This window comes from Actinomycetospora aeridis (assembly GCF_037400275.1).
GTDB lineage: Bacteria > Actinomycetota > Actinomycetes > Mycobacteriales > Pseudonocardiaceae > Actinomycetospora > Actinomycetospora aeridis.
In genome coordinates this window covers 245,761-262,071 of sequence record NZ_JBBEGL010000003.1, presented here as the reverse complement: position 1 = coordinate 262,071, position 16,311 = coordinate 245,761, and the positions used below count along the sequence as shown (strand labels likewise).

The following is a 16,311-nucleotide window of genomic DNA, read 5'->3' as shown; positions in this document are numbered from 1 at the left end:
CAACTCGTGCAAGAATCCGGCCATGAGGCCTCACGTCGTCGCCGTCCTCGCCCTGCCCGAGGTCGTCGGCTTCGACCTGCAGATCCCGCCGCAGGTGTTCGGCACCGCCGAGGACGCCTCCGGACGCCCGCTCTACGACGTGCGCGTCTGCGGCCTGAGCGAGCGGGTGCCGTCGACCGCCGGGTTCTCCCTGCTCCTCGAGCACGGACCGGAGGCCCTGGCCGCCGCCGACACCGTGATCGTGCCGGGCACCCACTACGTCCCCGCCCGCCGCGACGGCGTCCTTCCCGACGACCTGCTCGCGGCGCTGGACACCGTCCCCGCCCACGCCCGCTGGCTCTCCATCTGCACCGGAGCGTTCGTCCTCGCGGCGGCGGGGCGTCTCGACGGGCGCCGGGTGGCGACGCACTGGGCCCGCGCCGCCGACCTGCGCCGCCTGCACCCGCACCTCGACGTCGACGAGTCCGTGCTCTTCGTCGACGACGGCGACGTCGCCACCTCCGCGGGCCTCGCCGCCGGCCTCGACCTGTGCCTGCACGTGCTGCGCGGCGACCACGGCGCGGAGGTCGCCAACGCCGTCGCGCGCCACCTCGTCGTCGCCCCGTGGCGCGACGGCGGGCAGGCGCAGTTCATCGACCACCCGCTGCCCCCGGCGGGCGCGGGCACCACCGGCGCGGTCCGGGCGTGGGCGGTGGAGCACCTCGACGAGGACATCGACGTCGCGGGCCTCGCAGCCCGGGCGTCGATGAGCGTGCGCACCTTCACCCGCCGCTTCCGCGCCGAGACCGGCACCTCGCCGCACGCGTGGCTGGTCGCCCAGCGCGTCGCCCGCGCCCGGCGCCTGCTCGAGGGCAGCGACCTGCCGGTCGACCGCGTCGCCACGGCCGCCGGCCTCGGCACGGCCGCGTCGCTGCGGGCCCACCTCGCCGACGAGGTCGGCCTCTCGCCGCTGGCCTACCGGCGCCGGTTCCGCCGCGAGGGCGCCTGAGCACCGCCGTCCCGCGGAGCGGGATGCGGCTCTTCTCCGGCGCCCGGGCGCTCCCTAGCGTCGGGGACACCGCCACACCCCCGGGAGGACACCGGTGCTGACCGCCGAGCAGAACGAGGAACTCACCGCCGTCGAGGCCGGCACCCCGATGGGTGAGGTGCTGCGCCGTTACTGGTACCCCGTCGCGTTCACCCGCGAGCTCACCGAGTTCCCCGTCAAGCGCGTCGAGCTGCTCGGCGAGTTCTTCGCGCTGTGGCGCACGCCGTCCGGGAAGTACGGGATCATCCCCGAGCCCTGCCCGCACCGGAAGGCGTCGATGGCCTACGGCGTCGTCGAGGGCGACGGGCTGCGCTGCCCGTACCACGGCTGGAAGTTCGACACCGACGGCGCGTGCACCGACCAGCCGGCGGAGAAGGAGAACACGAACTTCCAGGAGCGGGTCCGCGCCACGGCCGGGAAGGTCGAGGAGCTCGGCGGGCTCGTGTGGGCCTACATCGGCCCGGACCCGGCGCCGCTGCTGCCGCGCTTCGACGTCTACGTCATGGACGGCTACCGCGACATCGGCTGGGCGGACATCCCCTGCAACTACGTGCAGGTCATGGAGAACGCCGTCGACCCGCACCACGTCGAGCACCTTCACGGGCGCTACTTCGAGTTCATCGGCCGCCACGAGGGCTTCGAAGCGCCCGCGTCGTTCGGGAAGAAGCACCAGCGCATCGGCTTCGACGCGTTCGAGTGGGGGATCATCAAGCGCCGGGTGCTCGCCGGGGCGAGCGAGGACAACGACGACTGGAAGGTCGGCCACCCGCTCGTCTTCCCGTACAACATGCGCGTCGGGGGCGGCGGCATCCACCAGATGCAGATCCGCGTGCCGATCAACCGCACGACCACGCGGTTCATGCTCTACACCGTCCACGCCCCGGAGGGCTACGAGCCCGTCGTGCAGGAACGGGTGCCGGACTACGAGATCCCGGTCTTCGACGAGCGCGGGAACCACGTCGTCAACTACGTCGAGGGCCAGGACATCATGGCCTGGGTGACGCAGGGGCCGATCACCGACCGCACCACCGAGCACCTCGGCCGCTCGGACATCGGCGTCTCGCTGCTGCGCAAGATGTTCCGCCAGTCGATGCAGGCCGTCGCCAAGGGCGAGGACCCGCTCGGCACCATCCGCGAGCCCCACGAGCGCATCGACCTGCCGTGCGAGAAGGACAAGTTCCACGCCGGCGGCGCCGAGTTCGCGATCGACTTCTGCAATATGGGGTCCACGCGCTACTCCCCCGACCTCGAGCCCATCAAGCAGGTGCACCTCGACGCCGCGGCACGGGTCGCGGCCGACAAGGAGGCCGGGCGCCCGTCGTTCACGCCCGCGGGCGGCATCGGCACCGCGACCCTCGCCCCGGACACCTCCGCGCAGGTGGACTCGGGCCTGATCCCGCGGTGAGACTGTCTGCCGTGACGGTCCCCGACGGCTCGCCCGGCGCGAAGATCGACCGCCGGTTCGCCGGCGACGTCGAGGCCCACCGCCGCGACGCCCCCCGCTTCTGCCCGGCCTGCGCGCGCGACCTCGGGCTGGCGAACGAGTTCTGGGAGGGCGACGCGCGCCGGTTCTACTGCTGGTGCGCGAGCTGCGACTGGACCGGCGAGGTCACCACCACGGGCGACAGGGCCGTCGGGCACGAGCCGGAGCACTGAGGCGGGCGCCGCCGCCCACCCGGTGCTGACCGAAGGGCACCTTCGCTCGAACTAGCGGGCGAAGGGCGCCCCTCGCCGGAACGCCGCTGGGCACCGCCGGCACGAGCGGCACGTTCGGCATGATCGACAGCCCGTCGCGCCTGCCGAAGGTGCCGCTCGCGGCCGGGACGGCGCTCCTCGCGGAGATCACGAGCGCGTCAGGCACGTCGATCGCGTCATCCGCGTGCACCTGGCGCCCCTGATCTCCCCGGGGCCGGGCGCGACGCGTCAGTCCTCGACCCGGACGCTCCAGCCGTCGAGGGTCCCGCGGTCGATCGCGACGCGGTCGGCCACCGAGAGCGTCCAGGGGCCCTGCACCGGTTGCCCGACGAGCGGGGCCAGCGGGCCGCCCTGGCGGCTGTCGAGTGCGAGCGCGAGGCCCGGGCGGTTGCGGTCGCATTGATCGGTGTCGGAGAGCACCGCCGTCGCGCCCTGCGGCGAGCGCAGCGTGACGACGAGGTCGCAGACGTACGGGTGGCTGACGGTGGCGTTGACCTGGATCGACGAGACCGTGCCGGACCCGTCGAGCACGATCTGGTCGGTGATGCCGGCCGGGTCGGCGTCGGGGATGGAGACCGACCGCGTCGAGACACCCTCGACGGTGCCCCCGCCCAGCACCACGACGAGGACGACGATGGCGATGATCGCGACGACGACCACCGCACCGCCGCCGAGGATCCACGGCAGCGCCTTGCTCTTCTTCGGCGGCGGCTGCTGGCCGTAGCCGTAGGGGCCGTACCCCGGCGGCTGCCCGTAGCCGGGCTGGCCGTAGCCGGGCTGGCCGTAGCCGGGCTGCTGCCCGTACCCCGGCTGCCCGTAGGGCTGCCCGTAGCCGGGCTGCTGCCCGTACCCGGGCTGGCCGTACGGCTGCTGGCCGTACCCCTGCTGCCCGTAGCCCTGCTGCCCGTACCCCTGCTGGTACGGATCTCCCCCGTAGTACGGCTGGGGTCCCGACGACGACTGCCCGTCGGGCGCGCCGTACCCGGACGCCGACGGGTCGGCCGTGGGCCCGTACTGCGTGGGCTGGGAGCCGAACGACTCCGGGCGGTCGGGGTCACCGGAGCCGGAGCCACCGCCGAAAGGGGAGGACACGCGCGGCAACATACCTCCCACGCCGCGTCGTGAGGTCGCCCCTCACGACATCACCGGGGAGCCCCCGCGAGGATCGGACGAACCGGGCGGACCACTCCCGAGCTCACTCCCGCGCGTGCGCCCGCAGCCGCTCCGACCATGACAGCTCCCGGGGCGGCTCGCCGACGTCGGCGTAGGTCACCCCATCGATCTCGCGCACGGGGTGGACGCCGAGGACGTGCTGCGGCGAGGTCGCGCACTCCCCCGTGTCGAGGTCGAAGCGGTACCAGTGCCACGGGCAGACGAGCGTCCCGCCGTCGCGGACCCAGCCCTGCTCGAGAGGACCCCGGTTGTGGGGGCACACGGCGTCGACGACGCGCAGGCCGTCGGGGACGGCGAGCACGACGAAGCGCCGGCCGTCGTCGCTCGTGACGACCCCCGGCGCGTCGACGCGCACGAGCGTCACCGCCGGCCCGACGCCCTCAGCGCGGCGAGCGACTCACCGCCCACGAACCAGTTCTCGGGCTCGCACTCGGTGACGACGACGCGCACGTTCTCGGCGGGCGCGCCGACCGCCTTCGTCACGGCGGCCGTCACCTCCTCCCCGAGTGCGGCGAGCTGCTCGGGGCTGCGGCCCCGGGCGAGGGTGATCTGCACGAGCGGCATGTCGTTGCCTTCCGTCCATGTGAGCACTTTCCGGGCCTCTAGGCCCGTAAAGTGCTCACGTACAGGCGAGCTCGACCGTCCCGAGACGGTCGATGGTCACGGCGACGACGTCGCCGGCGACGACGGGCGTGGCGGCGGTGAGGCCGCCGGAGAGGACGACCTCGCCGGCCGCGAGGCCCTCGCCCGACGCGGCGAGACGGCGCACCAGCCAGGCCACGGCCGCGGCGGGGTGCCCGAGCGACGCGGCACCCGAGGCGGTGGCCACGAGCTCGCCGTTCTTCTCCAGCAGCACCCCGACCAGCCGGACGTCGATGCCGGCCGCCGGCACCGGGGTGCCGACGACGAAGCGCGCCGCCGAGGTGTTGTCGGCGACCACGTCGGCCATGGTGAAGCGGTAGTCGCGGAACCGGGAGTCGAGGATCTCGATGCCGACGGCGAGCCCCGACGTCGCGGACAGCACGTCGGCGGCGGTGACGTGCGCGCCCGCCAGGTCCCGCCCGAGGATGAACACGATCTCCGGCTCGGCGCGCGGCTGGATCAGCTCCCCGGTGCGCAGCGGCTCCCCGAGGTCGAGCGCCCCGGTGCCGGGCAGGAACCCGCACACCGGGTCGGACACCCCGACCTGGGCCTGCTTCGCCCGCGAGGTCACCCCGAGCTTCCAGCCGACCCGCGGGCCGGCCTGGTCGCGCAGCACGCGCTGCACGGCGTAGCCGGTCTCGAGGTCGAGGTCCGTCACGTCGTCGGTGAGCGGCTCGATCGCCGTCCGCTCGGTCACGGCCTTCGTCAGGCGAGAAGCCAACTCCTGGACATCGGCCATCCTCAGGACTCCTTCACCCGGATCGTCACCGGCCCGAGCCGGTCGAACTCGGCGCGGAACACGTCGCCCGCGGCGAGCGGGACCGCCGCGTGCAGCGCGCCGGTCATGATCATGTGGCCGGGCTCGAGCGCCACCCCGGCCTCGCCCAGCACGTTCGCCAGCCACGCCACCACCGCGAGCGGGTCGCCGAGCGCCGCGGCGCCGGCGCCGGTGTCGACCAGCTCCCCGTTGCGCGTGAACGTCATCCCGATCAGCCGGGTGTCCAGCCCCTCGAGGGGCACCAGCCGCGACGACACGGCGACCGCGCCGTTGGAGGCGAGGTCGGCGACGGTGTCGGCGAGCTTGATCCGCCAGTCGGCGATGCGCGAGTCGACGATCTCCATGGCCGCCGCGACCCCCGCGACGGCCGGCGCCACGTCGGTCGGCCCCACGCCCGGGCCCTGCAGCCGGGACCCTAGCACGAAGACGATCTCGGCCTCGACCTTCGGCGCGATGAAGCGCGAGAGCGGGATCGCGTCGCCGTCGCGGTAGACCGTCGACGAGAGCACCGGACCGTAGTCGGGGGTGTCGATCCCGATCATCTTCTGCATCGCCGCGGACGTGACGCCGACCTTGTGCCCGACGAGCCGGTCGCCGTCGGCGAGCAGCAGCGGCACGAGCTCCTGCTGGATCGCGTAGCCGTCGGCCATGTCGAGGTCGGGCTCGGTGTCGGTGAACGGTGCGATCGGCACGCGCGTGCGCCGGGCCTCGTACAGGGCTCGCGCCTTGGCGGCGGCGTCGGTGACGGCCACTCAGCTCTCCTTCTCGAGTACGGGGGCCTGTTCGGACCACCCCAGGCGACGGGACACGGCCTCGCCGGCCTCGACGACCGTGCGGGCCAGGCGCTTGCGGGGCATCGCACGGAACCGGCTGACGGGCGCGCCGATGCCGATCGCGGCGACGACCGCACCCCGCACGTCCCGGATCGGCGCGGCGAGGGAGGCGACGCCGACCTCACGCTCGTCGACGGCGTCGGCCCAGCCGCGCGCACGCACGGTGACCAGCGCCCGGCGCAGCTCGTCGGGGTCGGTCAGCGTGTGGGGCGTGTGCCGGGTCAGCGTCGCCGTCGCCAGGTAGCGCTCGCGGACCGGCTCGGGCGCGAACGCGAGGAGCACCTTCCCCGAGCTCGTGCAGTGCACCGGCACGCGCCGGCCGGTCTCGGTGAACAGGCGCAGCGCGTGGCTCGACTCGAGCCGGTCGACGTAGACGACGTCGTGGCCGTCGAGCATCCCGACCTGCGCCGACTCGCCGGTCTCCTCCCGCAGGTGCGCGAGCACCGACCCCGCGGCGGCGTGGAGGTCCATGTGCACGCGCACGGCCTCGCCGAGCTCGAAGACCACGAGCCCGAGCCGGTAGCCGCCCGTGCGGGGGTCCTGCTCGACGAGCCCCTCCGCGGCGAGCGTGGTCAGCAGCCGGTGCACTGCGCTCTTGCCCAGCCCGAGACGGCGGGCGAGCTCGGAGACGCCGAGCGACTCCTCGCGGGTGAGGAACGCCTTGAGCAGCCGCGCGGCGTTGGTGACCGTCTGCAGCGGCGCGTCGGTCACGCCGGTTCCTCCGTGAAGGCGTTCAACAGGACCTTGCGCACGGCGTCCGGGTCCGGCGTCGCCCCCGGCCTCAACGACGCGTCCACGGCTTCCCCGACGGCGGTGTCGTACGGGCGGATGGCCCGCGCCAGCAGGATCTGCGCGCGGGCGAGCCCCGCGACCGCGGCGCCCTCCATCTCGTCGACCAGCGCCTCGCGCCCGCGGGCCCGGTCGCGCAGGCGCTCGAAGTCGCGCGCCGCGGCGGAGTGGGCACTGGCCAGCCCGGAGCCGACGTGGCCCGCGTGGTGCGGCGACAATCCCGAGCCCGGCTGCGTGACCACGTGGTAGACCACCGTCGAGATGCCCAGCGCGCCGCGGACCTTGTCCGAGGCCGGTCCCTCCGACTCGTCGATGAGCCCCAGCGCGGGCACGACCACCGGGTCGTAGAAGCGCACGACCCACTCGAGGCCGTCCGCCGACCCCGGCAGCTCCACCTCCTGGCCTCGCGTCGGCCCGAGCCCCTCGGTGGTGGCGAGGACGTGCAGGTTGCGCGCGCCGACCGCGGCCACCGTGACCCGGCCGGCCGCGATCAGCGGCAGCCGCCCCTGCACCGCGGGCGGGAATGTCTCGGCCTGCTTCAGGTACGCGCGGTGGATGCCCTCGACGTAGCCCGCGACCGCACGGCGCATGGCCATCGGATCGGCCACGTCGCCCCCTCCCGTCAACCCCTGCCGTTCCGGAGAACGGAACAGCGCTTCTTCCTTCCGGAACGCTAGGGCGGTTAGCGTCGCGGCGTCAAGGAAGCCGGTCCCGCCCGGGAAAGGGCATCTCGCATGGGAATCCTCCGCCTGGCCCACGTCGACGTCCGCACGCCCGACCTCGATCTCTCGGCGGCGTACTACACCGAGGTGATGGGCCTCCAGCAGGTGGCGCGCACCGACGACTGCGTCTACCTCAAGTGCTGGGACGAGGAGGACCACCACTCGCTGCGGATGCGCTACAACCCGCGCACCGGCATGGACTCGTTCACCTTCCGCGTCGAGGAGGAGGACGACCTCCACGAGTTCGAGAAGAAGGTCGAGGCCTACGGCTGCCCCACCACGCGCGTCAGTCGCGGCGGTGCGGTCGGCCAGGGCGAGTCGATCCGGTTCGAGGTGCCGTCCGGCCAGATCATGGAGCTGGTCTGGGACATCGAGAAGACCGGCAACATCCTCGGCAAGCACAACCCGTCACCGGTCCCGCCGCCCGACCTGCCCGGCATCGCGCCACCGCGCATGGACCACATGCTGGTCAACGCCGAGGAGGTCGCGGAGTCCGCGTCGTTCTTCATCGACGTGCTCGGGATGCGCATGACCGAGCAGGTCCTCGACGGCAACGGCCACCAGCTCGGCGTGTGGCTCGCGGGCAACACCCGCTCCCCCCACGACATCGCCATCGTCAACGGCCCCAACGGCGCCCTGCACCACTGGGCGTACTGGCTCGACGACTGGGACCACATCCGCAAGGCCGCGGACACGCTGGCCTTCAACGGGGTGCAGATCGACCAGGGCCCGACGCGCCACGGCGTCACCCGCGGCAACACCATCTACTTCTTCGACCCGCTCGGCATCCGCAACGAGGTCTTCACCGGCGGCTACTGGGTCGACCCCGACACCGAGATCCTCACCTGGACCGAGGACAACTTCGGCAAGGGCCTCTTCTACTACGAGAACGTCATCAGCCAGCGGTTCCTGCGGATGCACACGTAAGGGGACGACGACGTGGCCACCACCTCCGACCGGATCATCCGGTTGCAGCACGTCGAGGTCCGGGTCCCCGACCTGGAGCTCGCCACCGCCTACTACACGGAGGTCCTCGGCCTCCTGGAGACCGCGCGCGACGAGCGCGACGGCGCCCCGCGGGTGTTCCTCAAGTGCTGGGACGAGCGCGAGCACCACTCGGTGATCCTGCGCGAGGCCCCCACCCACGGCCTCGACCACATGTCGTTCAAGCTCAACGAGGCCGCCGACCTCGACCACTTCACCGCCAAGCTCGAGGCGGCCGGCGTGCCGGTCAAGCGCTTCGCGGCCCGCGAGCTGGGCCCGGGCTGGGGCGAGGCGATCCGCTTCGACGCCCCGTCCGGTCACCTCGTGGAGCTCACGCACGGCACCGAGCGGATCGGCAACATGCTGCCGAAGACGAACCCGCCGCCCCGCCCGCAGGACCTCATCGGGATCGCGCCGCCGCGCCTGGACCACCTGTTCGTCATGGCGGAGGACGTCGAGGCGTTCACGGCGTTCTTCACCGAGCTGCTCGAGTTCCGGCTCACCGAGCAGATCCTCGCCAACGACGGCCACCAGCTCGCGACGTTCCTCGAGCACTCCCACACGCCGCACGACATCGCCGTGATCACGGGGCCGAACGGGGCGCTGCACCACTTCGCGTTCTGGATGGACGACTGGAACGGCATCCGCGAGGCGGCCGACGCGCTCGCCTACCACGGCGTGACGATCGACGTCGCGCCCACGCGCCACGGCGTGACCCGCGGCTACACGACCTACTTCTTCGACCCCTCGGGCAACCGCAACGAGCTCTTCACCGGCGGCTACTGGGTCGACCCCGACTTCGAGCCGATCACCTGGACCGAGGAGGAGATGGGGCGCGCCATCTTCTACTACCACCGCCAGGTCAACGAGCGCTTCTTCACGGTGCACTCGTGACGGGCACCGAGCAACGCCCCGACGCGCGGTCCGTCCACCGCTACGAGGCCCCGGACTACCTGTCCCGCTACCGCTCGCGCCGCGGTACCGAGAACGCTCCGGAGGCCACCGCTACCCCGGAGCCCGACAGCAGCACCCCGCTCTACCTGCGCCGGTTCCGCGAGCGTGCGTCGGCACCGAGCGAGACGGGGACCGTCGAGCACGAGGGGAAGACCTTCACGCCGGCGCTGGCGGAGGCGAGTCGCGGCAAGGAGGTCGCGGCGCCGGTGGAGCGCCGCGCGTCGGAGAAGATCGTCTGCGAGATCTCGATCATCCGGCACGGCATCACCCAGGGCTACTCCACCGACGCCGGCCTGACGCCGATGGGCGGCTGGCAGGCCCACCGCCGCGGCCACGAGCTCGCCCGGCGCTTCGACCAGGGCGACAAGGTGCGCCTGGTCTGCGCCGACACCAACCGCGCCCGCCAGACCGCCGACCAGCTCTACAACGGCGTCACCGACGGGCTGCAGATGTGGGGCATCGACGCCGAGATCACCGAGAAGGAGCCGATCCCGGAGCTGCGCAACTTCGGGGTGTGGACCCCGGACGGCCTGCGCGACGTCACCTCGGCGTTCCGCCAGTACCAGGCCACCAACGAGACCCTCGAGCGGCTCGCGGTCGGTGACCGGCCGCGCTGGCTCGTCGAGATCGACCGGTTCTACCGGACCCAGCTGGGCGGGGCGGACCCGATCCAGGAGTGGCTGACGATCCCGATGATGTACTTCGAGCCGCCGGCGATGTGCGTGCGCCGGTTCTGGCGCGGGTTCCACCGGCTGATCACCGAGTCGACGCAGCCGGACGGCTCGCTCACCCATCGCCGCATCCTCGCCGCGACCCACTCCGGGCCGATGCGCGCGTTCGCCACCTGGGCGCACGGCTACGACCCCGGCGAGCCGCTGAACACCGAGGAGATCCGGATCAAGATGCGGGAGGGCTGCCGGACGGCCTTCGTCTCGTACCGCAACCGGGTCACCGAGGTGAACGTGCCGCCGCCGGACGAGTTCCCACAATGGGAAGAGGCAGTGGGAGGCCTGAGCCGATGACCGTCCTGTCCCTCCCCCCGCTGGACCTCGACAACGCCGTCGGGCCGCCCGAGGACGACTCCCCGCTGCGGTCGGTGTCGACGGCGGTGTCGGTGCTCGACTGCTTCGCCGACGAGGCCGAGCTGGGCGCCACGCGCGTCGCCGCCCGGCTGGGCATCGCGAAGAGCACCGCGTGCCGGATGCTCGCCGCGCTGGCCACCGGCGGGCTGCTCGAGCGCACCGGCGCGGGTCGCTACCGCCTGGGCCTGCGGCTGTTCGAGTACGGCCAGCTCGCCGTCGACCGCCTCATGCTGCGCGACGTCGCCCTGCCCGCGATGGGCGAGCTGCGCGAGCTGCTGCGCGAGACCGTGCAGCTCGGCGTCGGTGTCGGCACCGACGTGCTCTACGTCGAGCGCGCCGAGGCCGCGGGCATGAACGTGCGCTTCCGCAGCGAGCACCGCCGCAACCCGGCGCACTCGTCGAGCGCGGGCCGGGTGCTCGCCGCCGCGGACCCGGCACTCATCACCGCGATCCTCGAGCGTGGCCTGCAGCGGTACACGCCGTTCACGGTGGTCGACCCGCTGCGCTACCGGCAGATCCTCGCGATCACCCGCGAGCAGGGCTACGCGACCTCCCGCGAGGAGTTCGAGCCCGGCTGGTCGTCGGTCGCGGCGCCGATCACGCTGCGCCGGGGCGGGCGCCCGCACCCGGTGGCCGCGCTGTCGGTGGTCGGGCCGACCTCGCGCGTCCTCGGACCCCGCAAGCCGGCGGTCGTCCAGGGCGTGCGCCGGGCGGCGGCGCGCGTCTCGGCGGACCTGGAGCGCGCGCGGGGCTGAGGCCCGCTCCGGGGACGGCGCCCGACCTCAACCGTCGAGCCGGGCCCGCAGTGCACGCTTGTCGACCTTGCCCTGGGCGTCGCGCGCGAGGGCGTCGACCAGCACGAGGTGCTCGGGCAGGTACCAGTCGGTCGTGCCCCGGTCGAGCAGGTGGCGCCGGATGGCGTCCAGCTCGGGGTGACAGCCGTCGGCCGGCACCACCACCGCGGCCGGGACCTCCTCCTGGCCGTCGCCGGGATGGTGGCCGACGAGGACGGCCTCGCTCACGTCGGGGTGCGAGACGATGAGGTCCTCGACGTCCGCGGTGGGGATCAGCATGCCGCTGGCCCCCTTGATCTTGTCGCTGCCCCGGTCGACGAAGGCCAGTTCGCCCGCGGCGTCGACCTCGGCGAGGTCGCCGGTGCGGAACCAGCCGTCGTCGGCCTCCGGGGTCCACGCGGGGGATCCGTCCTCGCCGCGGAGCACGCCGACGGTGACCTGCGGCCCGCGGACCACCACCTCGCCGACCGTGCCCGCGACGTCGGCGAGCTGCCGTTCGAGTCCCGGCGGGGCGTGGCCGAGGGTGTGCCAGGACGTGCGGGCGTCGTCGTCCGCGCTCGACACGCCGCCGGCGGGCACCTCGGTCATCCCCCAGTGGGTCCGGTAGGTCACCGGCAGGCGATCGGTCTTGGCCAGCACCGGCTCGGCGATCGGCGCGCCGCCCAGGGCGACCACCTCGAGGTCGCGCGGCGGGGTGCGGCCCGGCGCGAGGGCGTCCAGCAGCGAGTCCAGCCCCGTCGGACCGACCAGCAGGTGGGTGACGCGCTCGTCGTCCAGCAGCGCGAGCAGCTCCTCCGGCGGCGGCGCCGGGGTGAGCACCGTCGAGGTGCCGAGCACGATCGGGCCCAGCGCCGAGGTCATGATGCCGATGACGTGCGTGGCGACCGACGGGGTCAGCACCCTCGGCCGCGCGGTCGCGCCGGCGAGGACACCCCCGAGCATCCCGCGGGTCGCCGCCCACAGCGTGTTCGCGGTGTGGAGCACGGCCTTGGACCGGCCCGTCGTGCCGGAGGTGAACAGCACGACGGCGAGGTCGTCCGGGCCTGCCTCGGCCGCATCGGGTGTGGCCAGGTCGGCCGCCGGCGCGTCGGGCAGCACCGCGGCGAGGTCCGCGAGGTCGCCGGCGGGCGCGTCGAGCGCGTGGGCGGTGCGGAGCGCCTCGAGCCGCGGCGCCACGCCGGCCAGCGCGCGGGCGGCCTCGTCGCCGTCGGCGATCACGGCCACGGCACCGGTCAGGGCGAGGCGGTGCTCCACCTCGGCGGCGCCCAGGGAGAGGGCGAGCGGCACGGCGACGGCGCCGATCCGGGCGCAGGCGTGGAAGAGCGCGACGGTCTCCCACCGGTTGCCGAGCTGGTAGCCGACCGCTTCACCCCGCCCGACACCGAGCGCCCGGAGCGCCTCGGCGCACCGCTGGATCCGCCGGGCCAGCTCCGCGACCGAGACCTCGTCGCGCTCCGGGCCGGAGCGGTCGACCAGGACGGTGCGGTCGGGCGCGGAGTCCAGCTGGTCACGCAGGTCGTCGAGCACGGTCGTGTCGCGCCAGTGCCCGGCCTCCCGGTGACGTCGGACGAGACCACGGGGCACGGGCGGGGTCGAGAGCGGGGCGGGCATCGCGGGGACATACCTCGGGCCCCTCACCACGAAAACACATGCGGCGGACGCCACCCGGGTACGCACGGCCTCGTGTCCGACGCGTCCGACCCCCCTGCTCCCGGTGACGGCGCCGCCGCTCCGGTCCCGGGACGGTGGTGGGCCCTCGCCGTCTGCATGCTCGCCGGCGTCATGATCTTCGTCGACGTCAGCATCGTGAACGTCGCGCTGCCCGCGTTCCGCGAGGGACTGGGCGCGACCCCGGCCGACCTGTCGTGGATCGTCGCGGGCTACACCCTGACGTTCGGCCTGGCCCTCGTGCCGGCCGGTCGTCTCGGGGACGGCCGGGGCCGCACGCGCGTGCTCGTCGCCGGGATCGTGCTGTTCGCGCTGGCGAGCCTCGCGGCCGGCCTGGCGCAGACGCCGCTGTGGCTCGTGGTCGCCCGCCTCGTGCAGGGCCTCGCCGGCGGGCTGGTCAACCCCCAGCTGCTCGGGCTCATCCAGCAGCTGTTCAGCGGCCGAGAGCGGGGCACCGCGTTCGGCGTGTTCGGCGCGGTCAACGCCACCTCGACCGCCGTGGGGCCGCTGCTCGGCGGGCTGCTCATCGAGCTCGGCGGGCCGGCCGAGGGCTGGCGCTGGATCTTCCTGGTCAACCTGCCGCTCGGGCTCGCAGCCGTCGTCCTCGCGCTGCGGGTGCTGCCCGCGGACCCGGCGCGCAGCGAACGCTCCCGCACCTCGCTCGACCCCGTCGGCGCGCTGCTCCTGGGCGTCGCGGTGCTCGGGGTCCTGCTGCCGGTGGTGCTCGCCGAGCGGGACCCGGCGGCCGCGCCGTGGTGGACCGCTGCGGTCGGACTCGCCGTCGGTGTGGGCTTCGTGGCCTGGGAACGCGCCCACGCCCGTCGCGGGCACGAACCGTTGCTCAACGAACGGGTCCTGCGCAGCTCCGGCTACGTCCTCGGGAGCGCGCTCGGCACGCTCTACATGGCGGGCTCGACCGCGATCTTCTTCGTGCTCACGATCTACCTGCAGCAGGGCCTCGGCTACTCCGCCCTGCTCGCCGGACTCGCGACGATGCCCTACGCGGTCGGCTCCGCCGTCGCCGCGGCCTGGGGCGGAAGGATCGTCGGGCGGGTCGGGCGTCCGCTCGTCGTGGCGGGCACGGTGGTCATGGCCGCCGGCATCACGGCGACGCTGCTCGTCGTCCGGTTCCGGACCGACCCGTCCACCGGGCTGCTCACCGCCCTCCCGCTGCTCGTCGCGGGGATCGGCAGCGGGCTCGTGATCACCCCGAACCAGGCCCTGACGCTGCAGTGCGTCCCCACCGACCAGGGCGGCACCGCCGCCGGCATGCAGCAGACCGCGCAACGTCTCGGCTCGTCGGTGGGCATCGCGCTGGTCGCGTCGGTGTTCTTCGCCGTCCTCGCCGCTTCCGGCCAGCGGTTCGGGGTCGCCCTCGCCGCGGGCCTCGGCGTCGTCCTGGTCTGCGTGCTCGCCGCCTGCGGCCTCGGGCTCGCCGACGTCCTCCGTCGACGCCGGCGCACGACGACGCCCGACGACCCGGCGGCGCTCGGCACCGGGCTCGTCTCGGGCACCGCCACCGAGCCGGACCCCCACACCGCCACCGCCCCGGGACACCCCCACCCATGACGATCATCAGCCGACGCGCCCTGCTCGCCGTCCTCGCCGTCCTCGTCACCCTGAGCGGCGGATGCGCGGACCGCCCGATGGAGGACCCGCGACCGCCGGCCGCGCCGACCCCGGGCGGCATCGACCTCCAGACCGCCGACCTCGCCACGCTGCAGGCCGCGATGGCGCAGGGCCGACTCTCGGCGGCGTCGCTCACGGCGTCGTCGCTCGAGCGCATCCGCACCGTCGACCCGTCGCTGCACGCGGTGCTCGCGGTCGACCCGACCGCACCCGAGCAAGCCGCGGCGAGCGACCGGCGTCGGGCCGCCGGCCGGGCCGGGCCGCTCGAGGGCGTCCCGATCATGGTCAAGGCGAACACGAGCGTCGGGCCGACCCTGCCGACGACGGCGGGGTCGCTGGCCCTCGCGGGGTCGCGCCCGCCGCAGGCCGAGGTCGTGCGGCGGCTGCGGGATGCGGGCGCGGTGATCGTCGGGACCACGACGATGACGGCCTGGGCCGGCGCCCGCTCGGAGCAGTCGGCCAGCGGCTGGAGCGCGGTGGCCCCGACGACCGGGAACCCCTACGACCCCGCGCGGACGGCCTGCGGATCGAGCTCGGGATCGGCCGCGGCGGTGGCGGCCGCTCTCGTGCCGGTCGCGCTCGGGACGGAGACCTCGGGCTCGATCGTGTGCCCGTCGGGCACGAACGGCGTGGTGGGGGTCAAGCCGGGCCTGGGCCTGGTGAGCCGCACGGGCGTCGTGCCGTACTCGCTGGCCCAGGACACGCCGGGCCCGATCGCGCGCTCGGTGCGCGACGCCGCCCTCGTGCTCTCGGTGATCCAGGGCGGCGACCCCCGCGACCCGGCCACGGCCGAGGCCCACGCGCACCGGGTCGCTCCCGTCGTCGCACCCCGCCCGCTCTCGGGCGTCCGGCTCGGCGTGCTGCGCGAGGACCAGGGTTCCAGCGAGGAGACCGACGCCGCCTACGCCGCGGCGCTCGAGCGCCTGCGCGGCCTGGGCGCGGAGCTCGTCGACCCCGTCGGCCTGCCGAACACGGCGCGGGCGAAGACGGCGTCGAACGCGGCGCTGTCCGTCGAGGTCGCCCACGACCTCACGGCCTACCTGCGCTCGCCGGGCGTGTCGGGCCCGCGCTCGCTCGACGAGCTCGTCGCCTTCGGTCGCGAGCACGCCGCGCAGGAGATGCCGTTCTTCGGCCAGGAGCTGTTCGAGAAGGCGCTCGCGACCCGCGGCGACGTCGCCGACCCCCGCTACCGGGCCGCCCGCCGGGACGCGGTCGCGCTCAGCCGCGCCGACCTCGACGCCGCGCTCGCCGGCGGCCGCGTGGACGCCCTGGTCTCCCCCACGAACGCGCCGGCCTGGCCCACGGACCTGGTCAACGGCGACCACTTCTCCGTCAGCCCGGCCGGCCCGGCGGCCGTCGCCGGCTACCCCAGCACCAGCGTCCCGATGGCGATGTCCCACGGGCTCCCGATCGGGCTCTCGCTGATCGGCGGCCCGTGGTCCGAGGGCCGGCTGCTCGAGGTCGCGGCCGGGATCGAGGGCGCGCTGGCGGCCCGGGTCCCGCCGCCGGTGGCCCCGGCGGTGGTCCCCACGACGCGCTGA

At 74.2% G+C, this 16,311-nt stretch carries 17 protein-coding genes; 9 read left to right on the top strand and 8 right to left on the bottom strand.

The features are described from left to right. Positions 1-22 precede the first annotated feature (22 nt). From WCD41_RS11765 to WCD41_RS11755, 3 genes are all read left to right on the top strand, one after another. Positions 23-988 (top strand): GlxA family transcriptional regulator, encoded by a 966-nt coding sequence (locus tag WCD41_RS11765; protein WP_337713616.1) that lies wholly within the window; start codon positions 23-25, stop codon positions 986-988. Between the two features lie 94 nt (positions 989-1,082). Then, complete coding sequence (locus WCD41_RS11760; RefSeq protein WP_337713615.1) at positions 1,083-2,432, top strand: Rieske 2Fe-2S domain-containing protein; 1,350 nt, start codon at positions 1,083-1,085, stop codon at positions 2,430-2,432. A gap of 11 nt (positions 2,433-2,443) precedes the next feature. Next, positions 2,444-2,683, top strand: coding sequence for a hypothetical protein (locus WCD41_RS11755; RefSeq protein WP_337713614.1), 240 nt, complete (start codon positions 2,444-2,446; stop codon positions 2,681-2,683). Between the two features lie 267 nt (positions 2,684-2,950). Here the strand turns inward: WCD41_RS11755 and WCD41_RS11750 are convergent, their stop codons facing one another. The 7 genes from WCD41_RS11750 to WCD41_RS11720 form a co-directional block, all read right to left on the bottom strand. Beyond that, entirely contained in the window at positions 2,951-3,814 is an 864-nt protein-coding gene (locus tag WCD41_RS11750) for a proprotein convertase P-domain-containing protein (protein ID WP_337713613.1), read from the bottom strand. Between the two features lie 103 nt (positions 3,815-3,917). After that, a complete protein-coding gene (locus WCD41_RS11745; RefSeq protein ID WP_337713612.1) occupies positions 3,918-4,250 on the bottom strand; it encodes a Rieske (2Fe-2S) protein in 333 nt (110 codons plus the stop codon). Between the two features lie 5 nt (positions 4,251-4,255). After that, entirely contained in the window at positions 4,256-4,486 is a 231-nt protein-coding gene (gene thmT, locus WCD41_RS11740) for a 2-hydroxymuconate tautomerase (protein ID WP_337713611.1), read from the bottom strand. Positions 4,487-4,514: 28 nt separating this feature from the next. Continuing rightward, positions 4,515-5,276 carry a 2-keto-4-pentenoate hydratase gene (locus tag WCD41_RS11735; RefSeq protein WP_337713610.1) on the bottom strand — a complete coding sequence of 254 codons (762 nt, stop codon included), beginning with the start codon at positions 5,274-5,276 and terminating at the stop codon, positions 4,515-4,517. A gap of 2 nt (positions 5,277-5,278) precedes the next feature. Continuing rightward, positions 5,279-6,067, bottom strand: coding sequence for a 2-keto-4-pentenoate hydratase (locus WCD41_RS11730; RefSeq protein ID WP_337713609.1), 789 nt, complete (start codon positions 6,065-6,067; stop codon positions 5,279-5,281). Further along, positions 6,068-6,859 carry an IclR family transcriptional regulator gene (locus WCD41_RS11725; protein WP_337713608.1) on the bottom strand — a complete coding sequence of 264 codons (792 nt, stop codon included), beginning with the start codon at positions 6,857-6,859 and terminating at the stop codon, positions 6,068-6,070. After that, entirely contained in the window at positions 6,856-7,545 is a 690-nt protein-coding gene (locus WCD41_RS11720; RefSeq protein ID WP_337713607.1) for a hypothetical protein, read from the bottom strand. The genes WCD41_RS11725 and WCD41_RS11720 overlap by 4 nt, the downstream gene beginning before the upstream one ends. A gap of 126 nt (positions 7,546-7,671) precedes the next feature. Here WCD41_RS11720 and WCD41_RS11715 point away from each other — a divergent pair, with 126 nt between their 5' ends. Genes WCD41_RS11715 through WCD41_RS11700 form a run of 4 tightly spaced genes read left to right on the top strand, consistent with a single transcriptional unit; the run spans position 7,672 to position 11,434 of the window. Then, positions 7,672-8,586, top strand: coding sequence for a catechol 2,3-dioxygenase (locus WCD41_RS11715; protein WP_337713606.1), 915 nt, complete (start codon positions 7,672-7,674; stop codon positions 8,584-8,586). Between the two features lie 12 nt (positions 8,587-8,598). After that, positions 8,599-9,537, top strand: a complete 939-nt coding sequence (locus WCD41_RS11710; protein ID WP_337713605.1) for a catechol 2,3-dioxygenase — start codon at positions 8,599-8,601, stop codon at positions 9,535-9,537. After that, complete coding sequence (locus tag WCD41_RS11705; protein ID WP_337713604.1) at positions 9,534-10,619, top strand: histidine phosphatase family protein; 1,086 nt, start codon at positions 9,534-9,536, stop codon at positions 10,617-10,619. Before WCD41_RS11710 ends, WCD41_RS11705 begins: the two co-directional genes overlap by 4 nt. Next, on the top strand, positions 10,616-11,434 hold the full coding sequence (locus WCD41_RS11700) for an IclR family transcriptional regulator (protein ID WP_337713603.1): 819 nt from the start codon (positions 10,616-10,618) through the stop codon (positions 11,432-11,434). The genes WCD41_RS11705 and WCD41_RS11700 overlap by 4 nt, the downstream gene beginning before the upstream one ends. A 27-nt stretch (positions 11,435-11,461) precedes the next feature. Here WCD41_RS11700 and WCD41_RS11695 read toward each other — a convergent pair whose 3' ends face one another. Then, the gene (locus tag WCD41_RS11695; protein ID WP_337713602.1) at positions 11,462-13,084 is read right to left on the bottom strand and encodes a class I adenylate-forming enzyme family protein; all 1,623 of its coding nucleotides are present in this window, start codon (positions 13,082-13,084) and stop codon (positions 11,462-11,464) included. 72 nt (positions 13,085-13,156) lie between these two features. On the opposite strand from WCD41_RS11695, the gene WCD41_RS11690 reads away from it, so the two are divergent. Together WCD41_RS11690 and WCD41_RS11685 are read left to right on the top strand one after the other, a co-directional pair. Further along, positions 13,157-14,710 (top strand): MFS transporter, encoded by a 1,554-nt coding sequence (locus WCD41_RS11690; protein ID WP_337713601.1) that lies wholly within the window; start codon positions 13,157-13,159, stop codon positions 14,708-14,710. Next, entirely contained in the window at positions 14,707-16,311 is a 1,605-nt protein-coding gene (locus WCD41_RS11685; protein WP_337713600.1) for an amidase family protein, read from the top strand. Before WCD41_RS11690 ends, WCD41_RS11685 begins: the two co-directional genes overlap by 4 nt.

What these genes read in the sequence shown, in the direction of transcription:
- WCD41_RS11695 (WP_337713602.1), bottom strand. Translation starts at nt 13,084, where the DNA reads ATGCCCGCCCCGCTCTCGACCCCGCCCGTGCCCCGTGGTCTCGTCCGA.
- WCD41_RS11685 (WP_337713600.1), top strand. Translation starts at nt 14,707, where the DNA reads ATGACGATCATCAGCCGACGCGCCCTGCTCGCCGTCCTCGCCGTCCTC.
- WCD41_RS11700 (WP_337713603.1), top strand. Translation starts at nt 10,616, where the DNA reads ATGACCGTCCTGTCCCTCCCCCCGCTGGACCTCGACAACGCCGTCGGG.
- WCD41_RS11765 (WP_337713616.1), top strand. Translation starts at nt 23, where the DNA reads ATGAGGCCTCACGTCGTCGCCGTCCTCGCCCTGCCCGAGGTCGTCGGC.
- WCD41_RS11735 (WP_337713610.1), bottom strand. Translation starts at nt 5,276, where the DNA reads ATGGCCGATGTCCAGGAGTTGGCTTCTCGCCTGACGAAGGCCGTGACC.
- WCD41_RS11715 (WP_337713606.1), top strand. Translation starts at nt 7,672, where the DNA reads ATGGGAATCCTCCGCCTGGCCCACGTCGACGTCCGCACGCCCGACCTC.